The 15,192-nt window shown below is 67.9% G+C and carries 16 protein-coding genes; 5 read left to right on the top strand and 11 right to left on the bottom strand.

The genetic code is table 11. From position 1 onward, the window contains the following. Positions 1-9 precede the first annotated feature (9 nt). The 3 genes from AC3WSN_RS09990 to cyoD are packed head-to-tail and all read left to right on the top strand — an operon-like array spanning position 10 to position 3,148. The gene (locus AC3WSN_RS09990) at positions 10-2,019 is read left to right on the top strand and encodes a cbb3-type cytochrome c oxidase subunit I (RefSeq protein ID WP_192708190.1); all 2,010 of its coding nucleotides are present in this window, start codon (positions 10-12) and stop codon (positions 2,017-2,019) included. Further along, positions 2,016-2,699 carry a cytochrome (ubi)quinol oxidase subunit III gene (locus AC3WSN_RS09995; RefSeq protein ID WP_192708189.1) on the top strand — a complete coding sequence of 228 codons (684 nt, stop codon included), beginning with the start codon at positions 2,016-2,018 and terminating at the stop codon, positions 2,697-2,699. The genes AC3WSN_RS09990 and AC3WSN_RS09995 overlap by 4 nt, the downstream gene beginning before the upstream one ends. After that, the gene (gene cyoD, locus AC3WSN_RS10000; protein ID WP_492537664.1) at positions 2,696-3,148 is read left to right on the top strand and encodes a cytochrome o ubiquinol oxidase subunit IV; all 453 of its coding nucleotides are present in this window, start codon (positions 2,696-2,698) and stop codon (positions 3,146-3,148) included. Before AC3WSN_RS09995 ends, cyoD begins: the two co-directional genes overlap by 4 nt. A 37-nt stretch (positions 3,149-3,185) precedes the next feature. Here cyoD and AC3WSN_RS10005 read toward each other — a convergent pair whose 3' ends face one another. Further along, complete coding sequence (locus tag AC3WSN_RS10005; protein ID WP_192708187.1) at positions 3,186-3,422, bottom strand: hypothetical protein; 237 nt, start codon at positions 3,420-3,422, stop codon at positions 3,186-3,188. Between the two features lie 541 nt (positions 3,423-3,963). Here AC3WSN_RS10005 and AC3WSN_RS10010 point away from each other — a divergent pair. Further along, entirely contained in the window at positions 3,964-4,185 is a 222-nt protein-coding gene (locus tag AC3WSN_RS10010) for a hypothetical protein (RefSeq protein ID WP_192708186.1), read from the top strand. 158 nt (positions 4,186-4,343) lie between these two features. Further along, positions 4,344-4,553 carry a hypothetical protein gene (locus AC3WSN_RS10015; RefSeq protein ID WP_192708185.1) on the top strand — a complete coding sequence of 70 codons (210 nt, stop codon included), beginning with the start codon at positions 4,344-4,346 and terminating at the stop codon, positions 4,551-4,553. Positions 4,554-5,335: 782 nt separating this feature from the next. Here AC3WSN_RS10015 and AC3WSN_RS10020 read toward each other — a convergent pair. From AC3WSN_RS10020 to AC3WSN_RS10065, 10 genes are all read right to left on the bottom strand, one after another. Beyond that, positions 5,336-5,761, bottom strand: coding sequence for a DUF4399 domain-containing protein (locus tag AC3WSN_RS10020; RefSeq protein WP_210331754.1), 426 nt, complete (start codon positions 5,759-5,761; stop codon positions 5,336-5,338). Positions 5,762-5,799: 38 nt separating this feature from the next. Further along, on the bottom strand, positions 5,800-7,398 hold the full coding sequence (locus AC3WSN_RS10025; protein WP_492537667.1) for an SUMF1/EgtB/PvdO family nonheme iron enzyme: 1,599 nt from the start codon (positions 7,396-7,398) through the stop codon (positions 5,800-5,802). Between the two features lie 318 nt (positions 7,399-7,716). Further along, entirely contained in the window at positions 7,717-9,231 is a 1,515-nt protein-coding gene (locus AC3WSN_RS10030) for a class I adenylate-forming enzyme family protein (RefSeq protein WP_492537669.1), read from the bottom strand. Then, positions 9,219-10,043 carry a VOC family protein gene (locus AC3WSN_RS10035; RefSeq protein WP_492537671.1) on the bottom strand — a complete coding sequence of 275 codons (825 nt, stop codon included), beginning with the start codon at positions 10,041-10,043 and terminating at the stop codon, positions 9,219-9,221. Before AC3WSN_RS10035 ends, AC3WSN_RS10030 begins: the two co-directional genes overlap by 13 nt. Next, positions 10,040-10,471, bottom strand: coding sequence for a PaaI family thioesterase (locus AC3WSN_RS10040; RefSeq protein ID WP_192708180.1), 432 nt, complete (start codon positions 10,469-10,471; stop codon positions 10,040-10,042). Before AC3WSN_RS10040 ends, AC3WSN_RS10035 begins: the two co-directional genes overlap by 4 nt. Positions 10,472-10,482: 11 nt before the next feature. Continuing rightward, positions 10,483-11,487 carry a zinc-binding dehydrogenase gene (locus tag AC3WSN_RS10045; protein WP_209578359.1) on the bottom strand — a complete coding sequence of 335 codons (1,005 nt, stop codon included), beginning with the start codon at positions 11,485-11,487 and terminating at the stop codon, positions 10,483-10,485. A gap of 161 nt (positions 11,488-11,648) precedes the next feature. Beyond that, complete coding sequence (locus AC3WSN_RS10050) at positions 11,649-12,629, bottom strand: ABC transporter substrate-binding protein (protein WP_192708178.1); 981 nt, start codon at positions 12,627-12,629, stop codon at positions 11,649-11,651. A 53-nt stretch (positions 12,630-12,682) separates the two neighbouring features. Continuing rightward, the gene (locus tag AC3WSN_RS10055; protein WP_192708177.1) at positions 12,683-13,498 is read right to left on the bottom strand and encodes an ABC transporter permease; all 816 of its coding nucleotides are present in this window, start codon (positions 13,496-13,498) and stop codon (positions 12,683-12,685) included. Next, positions 13,492-14,259 (bottom strand): ABC transporter ATP-binding protein, encoded by a 768-nt coding sequence (locus AC3WSN_RS10060; RefSeq protein ID WP_192708176.1) that lies wholly within the window; start codon positions 14,257-14,259, stop codon positions 13,492-13,494. Before AC3WSN_RS10060 ends, AC3WSN_RS10055 begins: the two co-directional genes overlap by 7 nt. Beyond that, positions 14,256-15,017 carry a GntR family transcriptional regulator gene (locus tag AC3WSN_RS10065; RefSeq protein ID WP_492537674.1) on the bottom strand — a complete coding sequence of 254 codons (762 nt, stop codon included), beginning with the start codon at positions 15,015-15,017 and terminating at the stop codon, positions 14,256-14,258. The genes AC3WSN_RS10060 and AC3WSN_RS10065 overlap by 4 nt, the downstream gene beginning before the upstream one ends. Between the last annotated feature and the right edge of the window lie 175 nt (positions 15,018-15,192).

A 15,192-nucleotide genomic window follows, 5' to 3' on the forward strand; every position in this document is an offset into this window, starting at 1 on the left:
CATCACTCCATGCTGGGTAAGCTCACCCTCGAAGCGATCCCGCTCCACCAGCCGATCCCGCTGATCGCGGGGGCGGTGGTCGTGGCCATCGTCCTCGGGGTGGTCGCCTGGATCGTGCTGGCCGGCCACCTGCCCTATCTCTGGCGGGAGTGGATCACGAGCGTCGATCACAAGCGGATCGGCGTCATGTACTGCCTCCTCGCGCTGGTGATGCTGATCCGGGGCTTCTCGGACGCGCTGCTGATGCGGTCCCAGCAGGCCTTCGCCTACAAGGCCGCCGGCTATCTCCCGCCCGAGCACTACGACCAGATCTTCTCCGCCCACGGCGTGATCATGATCTTCTTCGGCGCGATGCCGTTCATGATCGGGCTGATGAACTTCGCGGTCCCGCTCCAGCTCGGCGTGCGCGACGTGGCGTTCCCGACGCTCAACTCCGTCAGCTTCTGGCTCACCGCCTCGGGGGCGCTGCTGGTCAACGTCTCGCTGGTCGTGGGCGAGTTCGCCCGCACCGGCTGGTGGCCGGCGCCGCCGCTCAGCGAGATCACCTACTCGCCCGGTGTCGGCGTCGATTACTATCTCTGGGCGATCCAGATCTCCGGTGTCGGCACGCTGATGACCGGGGTGAACTTCGTCGCGACCATCCTGAAAATGCGCGCCCCCGGCATGAGCTACCTGCGCATGCCGATGTTCTGCTGGACCGCGCTGGCCTCCAGCCTGCTGATCGTCGCGGCCTTCCCGATCCTGACCGCGACGCTCGCGATGCTGTCGCTCGACCGCTATCTCGGCTTCCACTTCTTCACGGATTCCCACGGCGGGAATTCGATGATGTTCATGAACCTGTTCTGGGCCTGGGGGCACCCGGAGGTCTACATCCTGGCGCTGCCGGCCTACGGGGTGTTCTCGGAAGTGATCTCGACGTTCTCGGGCAAGCCGCTCTTCGCCTACCGGTCGATGGTGCTGGCGACGATGTCGATCTGCCTGCTCTCGTTCACGGTGTGGCTGCACCACTTCTTCACCATGGGCCCGGGCGGCGACGTCAACGGCGTCTTCGCCATCACGTCGATGATCATCGCGGTCCCGACCGGCGTGAAGATCTTCGACTGGCTGTTCACCATGTATGGCGGCCGGGTCCGGCTCACCACCGCGATGCTGTGGTCGCTGGGCTTCATGGTGACCTTCGTGGTCGGTGGCGCCACCGGCGTGCTGCTCGCGATCCCGCCGGCCGACTTCGTGCTCCACAACAGCATGTTCCTGGTGGCCCACTTCCACAACGTCATGGTCTCGGCCGTGCTGTTCGCGGCGTTCGCCGGCTACACCTACTGGTTCCCGAAGGCCTTCGGCTTCCGGCTCGACGAGTGGTGGGGCAAGGCCGCTTTCTGGTTCGGCATCACGGGCTTCGTCATCGTCTTCGGGGCGTTCTACTGGCTGGGGCTCCTCGGCATGACGCGCCGGATGCAGCACTACGACGTGGCCGACTGGCGGCCCTGGATCCTGGTCTCGGCCTTCGGCGCCGTGGTGATGATCGCGGGCGTCGTCTGCCAGGTGATCCAGCTCGTGGTCTCGATCCGCCGCCGCGAGGAACTGCGCGACGTCACCGGCGACCCCTGGGACGGCCGCTCGCTGGAATGGGCGACCGCCTCGCCGCCCCCGGTCTTCAACTTCGCGGCCCTGCCGGAGGTCCACGGCGAGGAGGCGTACTGGGCGATCAAGAGCCGCGCCCGCGAGCAGCTGCGCCTGCGCGACGAGCCGGATTACGAGCCGATCGAGATGCCGCTCAACTCACCGACCGGCTTCATCTGCGCCTTCTTCGCGACGCTGATCGGGTTCGCGATGATCTGGTACATCTGGTGGCTCGCCGCCGCGGGCCTCGTCGGCGCCTTCCTGACCTTCGTGGTCTTCGCGTGGCGCGACACGGTCGAGTACGAGATCCCGGCCTCCGAGGTGGCGAAGGTCAACCGCGCGAACCGCGCGACCCGGCTTGAGGCGCTCCAGGGCGTCGGGCAGCGGAGGGCCGCATGACCAGCACCGCTGCCCCCGGCTCGGTCACCGCGTTCCGCGGCGACCCGAACCATCTCGGCCACAGCCGGGACGGCCACGGCGAGTCCCGGGCCACCGGCCGCGGGACTGGCGGTCCCTCGCCGAAGCGCATCGTCGTCGCCTACGGGTTCTGGATCTTCATCCTCAGCGACATCGTGATGTTCGCGTCGTTCTTCGCGAGCTACGCGGTGCTGCAGGGCGGCGTCTCGGACGGGCCGACGGGCCCCGAGATTTTCGACCTCACCAACACCGCACTTGAGACGGGACTGTTGCTCCTGTCGAGCTTCGCCTGCGGCATGGCGAGCCTCGCGCTGGGCGCCCGCCGGATGCTGTATTTCCAGGTGGCGATGGCGGTGACCTTCCTCCTGGGCGCGGGCTTCGTCGCCCTGGAGGTGATGGAGTTCTACGACCTCGTCAGCCGGGGCATCGTCCCGTCTCGCAGCGCCTTCCTATCGAGCTTCTTCACGCTGGTGGGCTGCCACGGGCTGCACGTCACGATCGGCCTGCTGTGGCTGCTGACCATGATGGCCCAGGTGCTGGCCAAGGGGTTCCGGTCCGACATCGTGCGCCGGACCCTGTGCTTCGCCCTGTTCTGGCACGCCCTCGACATCGTCTGGGTCGGGGTCTTCAGCATCGTCTACCTGATGGGGTCGATCACATGAGCCACGCGGATCACGCCGGCGCGGACGGTCTCGACCGGCACCATGCCGACCTCGCTCCGGGCGAGGAATACGACGAAGAGGATATCGGCAAGGGTGTCCGGGGCTATCTGATCGGCCTCGCCCTGGCGACGCTCCTGACGATCTGCTCCTTCGCGATCGTGCACGCCAAATTCGTCTGGGCGCCGGCCGTGCCGGTGGCGATCCTGGTCTTCGCCATCGCGCAGATGGGCGTGCACCTCGTGTTCTTCCTCCACATCACCACGGGGCCGGACAACACCAACAATGTCATGGCGCTGGCCTTCGGCGTGCTGTTCGTGGTGCTGGTGGTCGGCGGCTCGGTCTGGATCATGAGCAACATGAATTCCAACATGATGCCGGCCATGCCCAAATCGGCCATGCCGCACTCGGCGACACCCCAGCCGCCGATGACCCAGCCGATGCATCACTGATGCGCGGCCGGACGGAAAGGCGCCGGGGGCCCAGCGCTCAGCGATCCTCGTCGGTCGCGCCGTTCCAATAGGCGCCGACGAGGTAGCCGGCCTGGTGCGCGGCGAGGTCGGCGAACAGCAGCAGGATCTTCTCGATATCGAGCGTCGTCCAGACGAACGCCCAGAGGGCCAGCCAGCCCAAGCTGACGAGCATCGAACTCGCCATCAGCGCCGTCGCCCGGTAGTTCCAGCCTTCGGCCATACCCAGCGCGAAAAGGAGGGCCGCAATCAGCAATATTCGGACTCCTTTCGCGAGAGAAGATCAGATTCGGGCATCCGATCTTCGTGAGCGTAAAGCCCGGCGACTGTGCGCCCGACTCTCCGAGTCGGAAATTAATTTTGTATTAACCGGCCGATCACGGCGCTAGCCGTTTATCCTGCCGCGGGAGCGGCGGGCTCACTGCCGGGGAAGCGGCGGGCTCAGGTCGACGGGCCGGGCGAACCAGGACGGAAGCGGGCGGGCTGATGAGCTCGTCCGAAGTGGTGCTCCGGACAGAAGAGGGCGCCGGCGTCATCGACAGGCTTGCCGCGTAGGCGATGTCCGGACCGAACCGGACCAAGACGATGAGACCGACGAGAATCGTACGCATAACGTGCAAACGCCGCGGAGCCCCGGCCCGTCCCGCATGGCGTTCGCTCCGTGCGTCTTCGACGCTGACGATCATTGACATCATCGATATGGGTTATCGATCACATCTGTTTGGATCATGTTGCTGTGCAGCGTAGATAACGCCTCGACGCCGGGTTGAGACCGGCCATCGAGAGGATTGCACATCATGACCCTTCGCTCCTTCGTTCTCGCCACCCTCGCTGCCGGTTCGCTGGTCGGTCCTGCGCTGGCTGACGAGACCATCAGCCTGACACCGCCGCTCTATCGGGCGCAGGCCCGTTCGACGGCCACCCTGCGCCCGGCTTCCGAGTTGACCACGACGCCGCGTCTCGTTCCGACCGCCCCGGCCACCCCGCGGGTCGTCGCCACAGCGGTGCCGACCCGGTAAGGCAGGCCATGATCGAACGCGTTGCGGGCGGATTTCAAAGCCCGCAACGCCAATACCGCCGGGTCTGCGCTCCCAGCCGACGGCGCATCGTTGCCATGCCCACCGCGGGCGTGTCCTCTTCGACGGAAGGTGTATCCTCCGCCAAAATGGAGGAACCGATGGCCTACAAGATCACCTTCCGAAAGGGAAAACGGGTCAGCGCCACAAAGCTTTGGCCCTGCGACCTCGAAGCCGCCATCGCCCATGCCAGGGCACAGCTGCCGCTCCAGCGCGACCAGAGTGGCGCGACCTCCGTGAGCGTGACCTGCGAGCGAACCGGGGACGTCGTGTTCACCTGCACAGAGCAGCCTGAAACCCTCGGCGTCTAGCACCGGGCTTCCCGCGGCCCGTATCCGGAGCGCCCCATGGCATCATCTCCGACGAGGCCGAACGACCAAGCGGCCGAACCGCCCGAGCTGGCCGATCGCGTGTACGGCACGGCTATTCGCCGCTGGCGGAAATCGGTGCTGGCTACGCCTGGCGGCCGGCGCCTGCGTCTCTCAGCCCGGAGTGCGCGGTCGCGCGCGCGTTGAGGGTCACCGGGACGGTCTCAGCAAGCGCCAGTTCCACCGGGCGGGCACGTCGCGGCCGATGCTGCAAGATAGGCGGCCAAGATGGACGCGAGATCGCTGCGCGCCGTCCGACGTCCACAGGCCATGTGCTCGACCGCTTCAGAAGATCACGACATCAATTGATCGACCGCGGATCATTGACGACGCCGACGCACAAACTTCCGCGCCGGACGTGCGGATCAGCACCGACTTGCGGGGCCGCGACGCGGCATCGTTCTCCCCTGGCTAGATGGGGAGGCACCGATGCTGAGTCACATAGCCGTTTCCCTACGCTCTCTGTTCGCCACCAAAGCCTGCGGCCGCGATCTGTGCCGGCTCGATTGTCGATGCCTTGAAGACATAGGGCTGCATCCAGGAGACGTGGTCTCCACCGTGAGCCGCTTTCATCATGGCCTGAAGCACCACCCGTCCTGGGATGGAGAAGTCAGAAACCCGGTCTGCGGCCCGGCGCCGCGCTTGGAATGACTTGATCTGTCTGTTGGCGCGCGGCCGTTCCGACGAAAGCCGGTCTGGCGGGATCGCAAACTCTGAATTGGGCTCTAATTTTTCGTTGCGGTGCTCGTATTCGGCCGCAGAACCCTGATGTGAATGGTCTTCGACGCGACCAGCGGTTGGAAGGGTTTGTGGTTGGCATCTCCCAGGACCAATTGCAGCGTGTGCGGTCCCGGCGGAAGATCCACCTGCGTTTCGGTCTGACCGGATCCGAAATGGAGATACCGCTTGTTCGACGGAAGCGGCTCGGTTGGGCTGATCGGCTCCGTGACATCAACCAGAAGATGATGGTGGCCCATATTGGGCGTCGTGTCGCCCGCGTGGGTCACGCCCATATGCTTCAGGCCGAAGCGGACCGTGATCGGGCCTCTGAGCTTCGCGCCGTCGCGCGGTGAGATGAAGTAGAGTTCCGCATCCTCCGGCGCGGGGGTCTGGGCCGAGCAGGGCGTCGCCGCCAGAACAATGCCGATCAGGCATACACCGTGGAGTGTCGTCCTCACTGCCCGCCTCCTCACTCGCCCAGAGCGACCCGGAACCCGTGCGCCGGGTACCGGACGTTGGTGTCGTAGTGTTCGCGACTGCTGACTTGAATATCGGCGGGCTCGCTCAACCAGGACCCGCCGCGCAGGACGTGCTCGCGGCACTTCGGGGAGGTCCAGGCTCCGACGCGCGGGGCACCCTGGTAATTACTGTGCCAGCAATCCTGGACCCATTCCGCAACGCCCCCACCCATGCCCTGCAACCCGAAGGCATTCGGCGGCAGCAGGCCGATCTGAATCGGCTTCTCCAGGTCGTGCGGCGTGCCGCAACCCTTACAGTTGGCGAAACCGGGCACCATCTGTGCGCCCCACCAGTAGGCGGTTGCCGTCCCGGCCCGCGCTGCATATTCCCACTCGGCCTCGCTCGGCAGGCGGTACGGCTTGGACGTCAGCTTCGACAGCCACGCCACGTATTGCTGGGCGTCGTTCCAGCTCACGTTGCGCACCGGCAGGTCGTCGGGGCCGTCCGGCCGGTATGTGCAGGCACCCGCGCGGACACAGGCCTGCCATTGCGCCTTCGTGACGGGCAGGCGGCTGAGCGCGAACGGCGCGATGACGACCTGATGCACCGGCTTCTCGGACGCATCCGACGAGCCCCCCATCCGGAAGACCCCGCCGGTCAGCTTGAGCATCTCGGGGCAGTCGGCGCAGTCCTTCAACGCACCGGACGACGCGGGCGGCTCCGGCTTCTGGGCCGGCGGCGGCGGTACGGCGAACGCGACCGGTACGGGTTCCGGGCTGGGCGCGGGCGGGGCTGCGGCGGCTATCTCGGGTCTCGCCGTGTCGATCACGGGCGCGGGGACCGGAATCTGGGCCGTGTTGATCCCGCGCCGTGGAGCGGCCTCGGGCGCCGGCACCTCGCCGGGGCCGATGACGATGCCGACCGGCTCAGGGCTGCCGGTCATCTTGTGGGTCGCGAACCAGACGCCGATGGCAAAGGTCGCCCCGCAGGCGCCGACGATCGGGATGAGCGTGCGAACGGCGCGCCTGACCCCGTGCTCGGCCCGGACGACAGCCGACGGATCGGGCAGGACGCGGTAGATCCGGACGGGATCGGTGATGTTCTTCAGGCGCTCATCGCCGAGAGATTGGTAACCGCAGACGAGCTTGTTCTTGATCTGCTCGTACACGCCGCCCGAGATGTTGACGTCGCCAGGTCTTGCCGCGGTCTGCAAGCGCGCGGCGACGTTCACGCCGTCTCCGAAGACATCGTGCTCTTCGCATATGATATCGCCAAGATTGATGCCGATGCGATACTGCAGCCAGCTGGATTTGTCCGATACCGCGGCGTTGCGGGCGGCAATGGTCTGTTGAATGACGATCGCGCAGCGCGTCGCTTCGAGCGGGCTGTCGAAGACGGCCAGGAACCCATCGCCCATGTGTTTGATGATCGTGCCGCTGTGCTCCAGAACGGTCGGCTCGACGATGTCCCGTCGATACCGGCTCATCCGCGCATGTGTTCCCTCCTCGTCATGTCCCATCATGCGGCTGTATCCGGCTATATCGGCGCTCATGATTGCGCAGAGCCGGCGTGTACTTGCTGCAGAATGAGATGACGCATCCCTGAGCATGCGGGAAACCTCCAGGATCGACCCGCAATGGCGCAGACCAAAATCCTAACCGGTTCGATGATCTCTATTTACGCGCCGAAACGTACTATTCTGGCGCATTGATTGCAATATTAGATGGCTGTCTTCGGGTGGGTGCCGTTCACAGGCATTGTCCGATGGCGGACCGGCCAGGAAGTGTTGTTTGCGATCTTGCGGCCGCGTTTCAGTCAGTGGACGAAGCGGGCAGAATTTTGAACCTGCAAACAGATGATTTGCAGCGTACGATTCATCCATCACGTTTGAAGGACGTGACGGGCGCTGCGGCTGACGCGGCGTGATTCACACGGCCCGAACCGCCGCCGCCGCCCGCTGCCGCAATCCGTTCCGGTCGATCTTGTTGGTCGAGGCGAGCAGCATCGCATCGAGGAACCAAACCCGCCGGGGATGCTGATAGGCCGGGGCGTTGGCGAGGACGTGCTGCTTGATCACGGCCTCGTCGGCCGCGGCGCCCGGGCGCAGCACGACGAAAGCCACCGGCTTGGTGCCCTTGATCGCGTCCTCGACCGGGACCACGCAGGCCTGCAGCACGTCCGGGTGGCTCTCGATGACGAGCTCGACCTCGCCCGGGAAGATATTTTCGCCGCCGGAGACGAACATGTCGTCGGTTCGGCCCAGGACGGTGTGGAATCCGTGCTCGTCCCGGCGGAAGATGTCGCCGGTGTCATAGTAGCCATCCGCGGTGATCGGCGACGGCGTCTCCGGCCTGTTGTGATAGCCCAGCATGAGGGCCGGGCTGCGGATCTGCAGCACGCCGGTTTCCGGAGCCTTCGAACCGACGAGACGCACGGAGACGCCCGGATGGGGATATCCCACGGAGGCGATCGGCGTCGGCAGCCCGTCCGGGTGCTGCGTGAACACGATCGGACCGCCCTCGGTGGTGCCGTAGGCGTTGATGATGCGGGCATTGGGCAGGAGGGCCCGGATCTGGTGCGCCAGGGTGTCGTTGACCGGGGCGGATCCCATCCGCACCACGCGCACGCTCGTCAGATCGGCCTGCGCGAGCGCGTCGCTCTCCCGCAGCATCATGGCAATCATCGGCGGCACGGCGGTGAGCCACGTGCAGCGGTGCCGGCTGATGGCCTCGATATAGGCGCGAGCCTCGAATTGCGGCAGCAGCACCATGGTGGCGCCGGACGCGCAGACCAGGAGCGCCAGGGCCAGCGCGTTCATGTGGTAGAGCGGCGCCGCGATCAGGACGCGGTCCTGCCGCAGGTCGTCCTCCGCCATGCGCGTGCGCACCACCCAGAGGTGGCTCGCATGCGAGAGCATCACGCCCTTCGGACGGCCGGTCGAGCCGGACGTATACAGGAGCAGGCCCATTTCGTCCGGGTGCGGGTCGATCGGGTCGAACGGGCCCGGATCGAGCCAGGGCCCGATCCCGTCCGCACCCGTGGCATCGAACGCGGCGACGCGCAGATCCGGCGGCAGGTCGGCGGGAAGCTGCGCGCGCCGCGGCGCGTCGCAGACGACGAGGCGCGCGCCGCAATCGGCGAGCACGTTCCGGATCGTGGCCGCGGGGAACTTGTGGTTCACCGGCGTCGGGACGATCCCGGCGCGCATCGCCCCGAGCAGCAGCGCGATGAACTCGGGCCGGTTGGCCGACAGGATGGCTATGCGCTCGCCCCGCCGCAGGCCGCCGCGCAGCAGCCCCCGGGCGAAAGCGTCGGCCATCGCGTCGAGGGCCGCGCGCGACAGGATTGCCGGCTCGGCGCCCGGACGCAATCCGATGATCATGGGGGCGTCGGGATCGCCGGTGGGGTCGGCGAGGGCGCCGAGATTGGTCACGGGGCGCATCGGGCGCTCCTGCAGCGCAGCGTGAGCTGGAAGTCCGGCAGCGCCAGTTCTGCCTCCTCGGAGGAGAGCCGGATCCAGTCCGCGTCCGGTACGGCGCGCGCCCGGGCCTCGAGCGCCGTCAGGTCGGTGAAGTGCAGCACGAGGCCGGCGAAGCGCGCCGCTGGGCCCGGCTCGATCGTCACGCAGGTCTCGCCCAGGCGGAAGGTCCACGCCGCCCCGGCCCGCTCGACAACCGCGCCGCAGGCGGCGGCATAGCGCGGCGCCTCCGCCGCGGGCTCCGGACTCGCCACCGTGAAGCCGCCGATGCCGCAGAACCCGTTCGGGTGTGCGAACCAGGGCTCCCGCCAGACCAGATCCGGGGTCAGGTGCTGGCAATGGTAGATCCGGCCGGCCGGAAACAGCGACGTCGGCAGGCGTACGGTCCGGAACCGGGCCTCCTCGGTCCTGTCCCCCAGGGTGACCGGCCGCGAGAACGCCGCCGGCGGCCCGACCGGCAGGCCGGCCGCCGAGAGGCGCGCGAAGGTCTCGTCCGCGTCGGCGCTCGCCACGACGAGACCGTTCAGCCCGAACGGGCTGTCGAGCACGTCCTGGCGCTGCGGGCCGTCCTCGGGCACGCCGACCAGCTCCAGATAGGCGCCGGGCGTCATCATCAGGTGGTTGATGGACCCGAGCGAATGGCGCCCGCGCGGCGTCAGCTGGAAGCCGAGCTCGGTGAACAGGGCCGCCGCCGCATCCATGCGGCGGAGGACGTTGATCACCACGTGATCGAGGGCGGGACCCGGCCGGACCGCCCTCCCCGCGGCGTCGCTCATTTCGGCGGCGCGGTCATGTAGACGCCGCGGCCGCTGGCGAGCAGCCGGCCCTCGGAATCGAGGATCTGCGCCTCGGCCACCGAGAGCTGGCCGCCGAACTTCACCACATTGCCCCGGCAGGTCAGGTCGCCCTGCATCGCCGGGCGGTGATAATCGACGCGCAGGTCCACGGTCGGCACGCCGCGGCCGGTCTTGGACACCAGCGCCCAGTCGGCGGTCAGGTCGACCAGGGTCGCCAGGATGCCGCCATGGACGTAGCCGCGCTCGGCGTTGACGACCCATTCGGGACGCCACGTCGCCTTCAGCTCGATCGTGCCCGCGCCGACCGAGACGACGGAGAGGCCGAGCCACTGGTGGAACGGGCCGCGCAGGAGCAAGGCCTCCACGTCTTCCCGGCTCAGGGGCGCGGGCGTCTGGGTATCCGACATGGCAGGTGCTCCTACGGCGTGACGACGATCTTGCCCATGACCTCACGGTCGCGGATCATCCGCAGGCCCTCGGCCGCCTCCTCCAGGGGCAGGACCCTGTCGATCGTGGGCTTGAGGGTGCCGGCCTGGATCATGTCCATCAGGGCCGCGAGATTGTCGTCGTAGAAGCTGTTCGAGCCGATCACCTTCAGCTCGAAGCTCCAGATGTAGCGAAGATCCTCCTTCGGATCGTGCCCCGCGGTGGCGCCGCAGACGAGCAGCGTGCCGCCGCGCTTCAGGCATTTGAGCGAGGGCACCCAGGTGTCGCCGCCGGTGAAGTTGATCACCACGTCGACGCCGCCCTCGTAGGTCCGGCGCTGCGGCTTGCCGTAGGTCTGGATCGCCCATTTCGAGAAGTCGGTCTCGCGGTAATTGACCACGTGATCGGCCCCGAGCGCCTTCAGCGCCTCCATCTTCTCGGCGCTGCCCGCGCAGGCGATCACCTCGGCGCCGAGCTGCTTGGCCAGCATCACGCAGCCGGTGCCGACGCCGCCGCTGGCGCCCAGGATCAGGACCTTGTCGCCGGCCTTCACGGTGTTGTGGGTGATCAGCATCCGGTGGGCGGTGCCGTAGGCCACGGGCAGCGAGGCGGCGTCCGCGTAGCTCACGTCGGGCGGCATCGCGATCAGCTGGCTCGTCGAGACCCGGCAATACTCGGCCATGCCGCCGTCGAGCATCTCGCCCATCAGGCCCTTGGCCTTGTTCAGCGGATTGACCAGCACCCGGTCGCCGACGCGCCAATCCGCGACGCCCGCGCCGAGCTCGACGATCTGGCCGGCCATGTCGAGGCCGATCACCACCGGCATCGGCACCTTGATGCCGGGCATGCCCTTCACGGTGAACACGTCGTGGTAGTTGAACGAGGAGGCGCCCACCCGGATGAGGACCTCGTCGGGGCCCGGAGCGGGCTTCGGATAGTCGGCGACGACCTTCAGCGTATCGATGTCGCCGTGCGCCTCCAGCACGAGGGCTCGCATCGTGTCTGCCATGGGGACCTGTTTCCTCTCGGTACGGCGTCGGGTCTTCTGGCCGACGGTTAGAGCGCTCTCCGCCGAAGTGGACCTCGGTTCGGCGCAAGGGAGCGCGTTAAAACAAGACCTTAGAGCCGAGACCGATCGCAGCGCGATCGCGCACGGCTCTAAGGGATGGCTTTCGACTGCTCGTAGGGGCCTGGCACGAGGGCTCCCTCGGGCAGGCTGCCCTGGACGGCGCCGACCGCCTTGAAGACCTCGAATTCCCGCTTGAGCGACGCGATGTCGGCGGGTTCCAGGCTGACGGTGTAGATGCCGTCCCAGAGCGCCGCGTAGGCCGCGGCATCGGTGGCATTCAGGTTGGCGGAGGCCATCAGGATCTTGGCCACGCCGGGCTTATCGGCCTTGCCGTATTCGAACGCCTTGCGCATCGCCGCGACCACCTTGGCGGGGCCGTCCGGATTCTGCGTCATCCAGGCCTTGCGCATCAGGCCGACGCCGAGCACGGGCGGGGCATCCTGCCGGGTGAGGCGCTTCCATTCCTCGCGAAACGTCCCGAGCCGGCGCATCTTGACGTCCGGCAGGAGCGCCAGGGTGACGGTCCGCAAGGCGGCCGCGTCGATGTCCTTCTGGACGAGGAATTGCGCCAGCCGCGAGTCGTTGCCCGGCACCGCCTGATAATCCGTGGGCTTGAGGCCGTGATTGCCTTCGAGGATCGCGGCCGCGATGGCGGCGGTGCCGCTGCCCGCCGGCGAGGTGCCGATCTTCTTGCCCTTGAGATCCGCCATCGTGCGGATCGGCGAATCCTCCGGCACGACGAAGTCGAGATCGGCCACCTGCGTCGCCAGCACGATGCTCAGCGGCAGGCCGTCGGCGGTGACGCTCAGCGAGGTTCCGGCGCTCGCCGCGATGGCGAAATCGATGGCGCCGGCCGCCATCGCCTTGGTGGGCGCGTTGACGTCGGGGAACTTGACGTATTCCGGCGTCAGCCCCTGCTTCTCCATGAACTGGCCGGCTTCGAGCACCGCGCCGAAGCCGAGGCTGATGCCCGAGCTCCAGTAGCCGATGCGGACCGTTTCGGCCTGGGCGCGGCCTGGCAGAGCCGCCGCGAGCAGCGCGCAGGCGAGAAGGGCACCGATCCGTTTCAACGCGGCCTCCTGAACTCTGGTAGCGGGGCGACGAGGGAGATCAGAGGCCGCGCTCATGCCGGGCTCGCCTTCTTCCAGGCGAACAGGCGCCGCTCCGCCGGCTTGAGGACCAGGGTCTCCAGGCCGATCATCAGGGCGACGAGGGTGAGGGTCCAGGCGAAGACCTGATCGGTCTGCACGAGGTCGGCGGCCTGACGCAGCCGGTATCCGATGCCACTGCTCGCCCCGAGGCTCTCGGCCACCAGCACCACCCGGGCGCCGAAGCCGATGGCGAGCCGGGCGCCCGAGAAGAAGGCCGGCAGGATGGTCGGCAGGTAGATCTTGGTCAGCACCTTTCGCCGGGGCATGCGGAAGGTGCGGGCGAGTTCGAGATGCTCGGCACTGACCGTCCGGGTGCCCTGCCAGACATTGGTCAGGATCAGCGGCATCGCGGTCATGAACACCACGAAGATCGTGGTCCAGTTCGACAGCCCGAACCAGATCAGCGCGAAGATCGCCCAGATCGCCGACGAGACCGTGTTCATCACCGTGAGCACCGGCTCGAAGAACCCGCCGAGCGCCCGGCTTGCGCCCAGCGCGAGGCCCAGCGGCAGGCCGACCAGGGCGGCGAGGGCGAAGCCCGCGGCGACGCGGCCGAGGGTGATGCCGAGATCGGCGGCGAAGCTCGGCGTGGCGACGAGGCCGGTCCAGGCCGTCCAGACGCGGGCCGGGCTCGGCAGGACGAAGCTCGGCGCGTGGAGAGAGCCGACATACCAGGCGGCCAGGGCCAGCCCGATCAGGGCCAGACGCTGCAGGAGCGTGCCGCCATGGGTGCGGACGACGCCGGCTCTCGGACGGCGCAGCATGGCCTCGGGTGTCCGGACTAGCATGGGACCGGCTCCTCCGAGAGGGCGAGGCGCAGGCGGCGGACCTGTTCGGTCACCGCCTCCGAGAGCGGATCCCGCGGGCGGTCGAGGGCGACTTCCTGAACGAGGCGCACGCGGCCGGGATTGGGCTGCAGCACAACGATCCGGTCGGCCAGCACCACCGCTTCCTCCACGTCGTGGGTGACGAAGATCAGGGTCATCGCCCGCAAGGCCGCGATGCGCAGCAGCTCGGCGTGCATCTGAGCGCGGATCGTCGGATCGAGCTTCGAGAACGGCTCGTCGAGGAGCAGGAGGCTCGGCTCGGTGACGAGGCTGCGGGCCAGCGCGACCCGGCTGCGCATGCCGCCGGAAAGCTCGTGCGGGTAGGCATCGCGGAAGCGCGACAGGCCGACGAGCTCGAGAGTCTCATCCACCCGCCGGCGGCGCTCCGCGGCCGGCATGCTGCCGGCCTCCAGCCCGAAGGCGACGTTCTGCGCCGCCGTGCGCCACGGCAGGAGCCGGTCCTCCTGGAACATGTAGGTCATGGCGCGCCAGTCGCGGAATTCCCGGGCCGCCGTCCCGAACAGGCGCACGCCGCCGGCATCCGGCTCGATCAGCCCGGCGATGATGTTGAGCAGCGTGCTCTTCCCGCAGCCCGACGCGCCGACGATCGCCACCACCGCCCGCTGCGGCACCGTCAGGGCGATGTCCTGGAGAACGTGGAGCGGCGCGCCCTCGCGCTGGCCGAACCACTTTCCGACATGGTCGATCTCGACCGCGTTCACCGCTCGCTCCCGTCCGACTGGACGGGCGCCGCCGGCCCGATCACGGCGGTGTCGCGCAGGCTCGCGATCACCTTCTCCAGGGTCATGGCGCGGAAGGTCTCGACGTGGCGGCGCGCCACCTGGGCGGCGCTCTCGGCATCCCCCGCCACGAGATGCTCGATCATGGCGGTGTGGTCGTTCTCGATGTTGGGCCGCACGCCCTGCACGCCGAAGCCGAGCGCCACGAGGCGGGTCATCTCGTCGAGGAGGCCCGAGAGGGCGCGGCAGAGCCGCTGGTTCCCGGACGCGACGGCGATCGCCATGTGGAAGCTGCGGTTGGCCTCCAGGAAGAAGTCGATCTGGTTGCCGACATCGACGTTAATGCGCCGGCGGCAGGCCTGTTCGAGCCGCTCCAGCTGCCCCCGGTTCACCCGCCCGGCCGCGCCGCGGGCCGCCAGCGGCTCCAGCTCGGTGCGCAGGGCGAAGATCTCGTCCACGTCCTTCACGGTGACCGGCGCGACCCGGTAGCCGTGCCGCGGCATGGAGGCGACGAAGCCGTCCTGCGTCAGGCGCTGGAGCGCGATCCGGCAGCTGGCCTTGCCCAGCGCGAAACGCTCCATCAGCTCGGTCTCGGTGAAGCGCGTGCCCGGCAGCAGGCGGCAGGAGACGATCTCCCGCCGCAGGGTGTCGTAGGCTTGGTTCGCCTTCAGCGTGGCCGAAGGCAGGCCGACCACGCTCATCGGCTGAATGGATGCCAGATCGCCGTGCGGCTTCCGCATAGTTCCCCTGAGACGGTTTCCATTTGAGCGCATCGCGCGATGCATTTCCCGCCATCATCACGAGCGCAGCGACATGACCCAGGGCCGCGCGACCTCGACGATCGCGACGCCCTCTGGATTGCCTCGCTCCGCTCGCAAGGACGGCCGCGGCGAACGCATCCACCGAGAGCGGATG

This window comes from Methylobacterium sp. FW102-HT35C08, assembly GCF_058790235.1.

Coding starts and splice junctions, on each gene's coding strand:
- AC3WSN_RS10065 (WP_492537674.1), bottom strand. CDS start 15,017: ATGCGGAAGCCGCACGGCGATCTGGCATCCATTCAGCCGATGAGCGTG.
- AC3WSN_RS10055 (WP_192708177.1), bottom strand. CDS start 13,498: ATGCTAGTCCGGACACCCGAGGCCATGCTGCGCCGTCCGAGAGCCGGC.
- AC3WSN_RS10015 (WP_192708185.1), top strand. CDS start 4,344: ATGGCCTACAAGATCACCTTCCGAAAGGGAAAACGGGTCAGCGCCACA.
- AC3WSN_RS09995 (WP_192708189.1), top strand. CDS start 2,016: ATGACCAGCACCGCTGCCCCCGGCTCGGTCACCGCGTTCCGCGGCGAC.
- AC3WSN_RS09990 (WP_192708190.1), top strand. CDS start 10: ATGCTGGGTAAGCTCACCCTCGAAGCGATCCCGCTCCACCAGCCGATC.
- cyoD (WP_492537664.1), top strand. CDS start 2,696: ATGAGCCACGCGGATCACGCCGGCGCGGACGGTCTCGACCGGCACCAT.
- AC3WSN_RS10040 (WP_192708180.1), bottom strand. CDS start 10,471: ATGTCGGATACCCAGACGCCCGCGCCCCTGAGCCGGGAAGACGTGGAG.
- AC3WSN_RS10025 (WP_492537667.1), bottom strand. CDS start 7,398: ATGCTCAGGGATGCGTCATCTCATTCTGCAGCAAGTACACGCCGGCTC.
- AC3WSN_RS10030 (WP_492537669.1), bottom strand. CDS start 9,231: ATGCGCCCCGTGACCAATCTCGGCGCCCTCGCCGACCCCACCGGCGAT.
- AC3WSN_RS10045 (WP_209578359.1), bottom strand. CDS start 11,487: ATGCGAGCCCTCGTGCTGGAGGCGCACGGCGACATCGATACGCTGAAG.
- AC3WSN_RS10010 (WP_192708186.1), top strand. CDS start 3,964: ATGACCCTTCGCTCCTTCGTTCTCGCCACCCTCGCTGCCGGTTCGCTG.
- AC3WSN_RS10035 (WP_492537671.1), bottom strand. CDS start 10,043: ATGAGCGACGCCGCGGGGAGGGCGGTCCGGCCGGGTCCCGCCCTCGAT.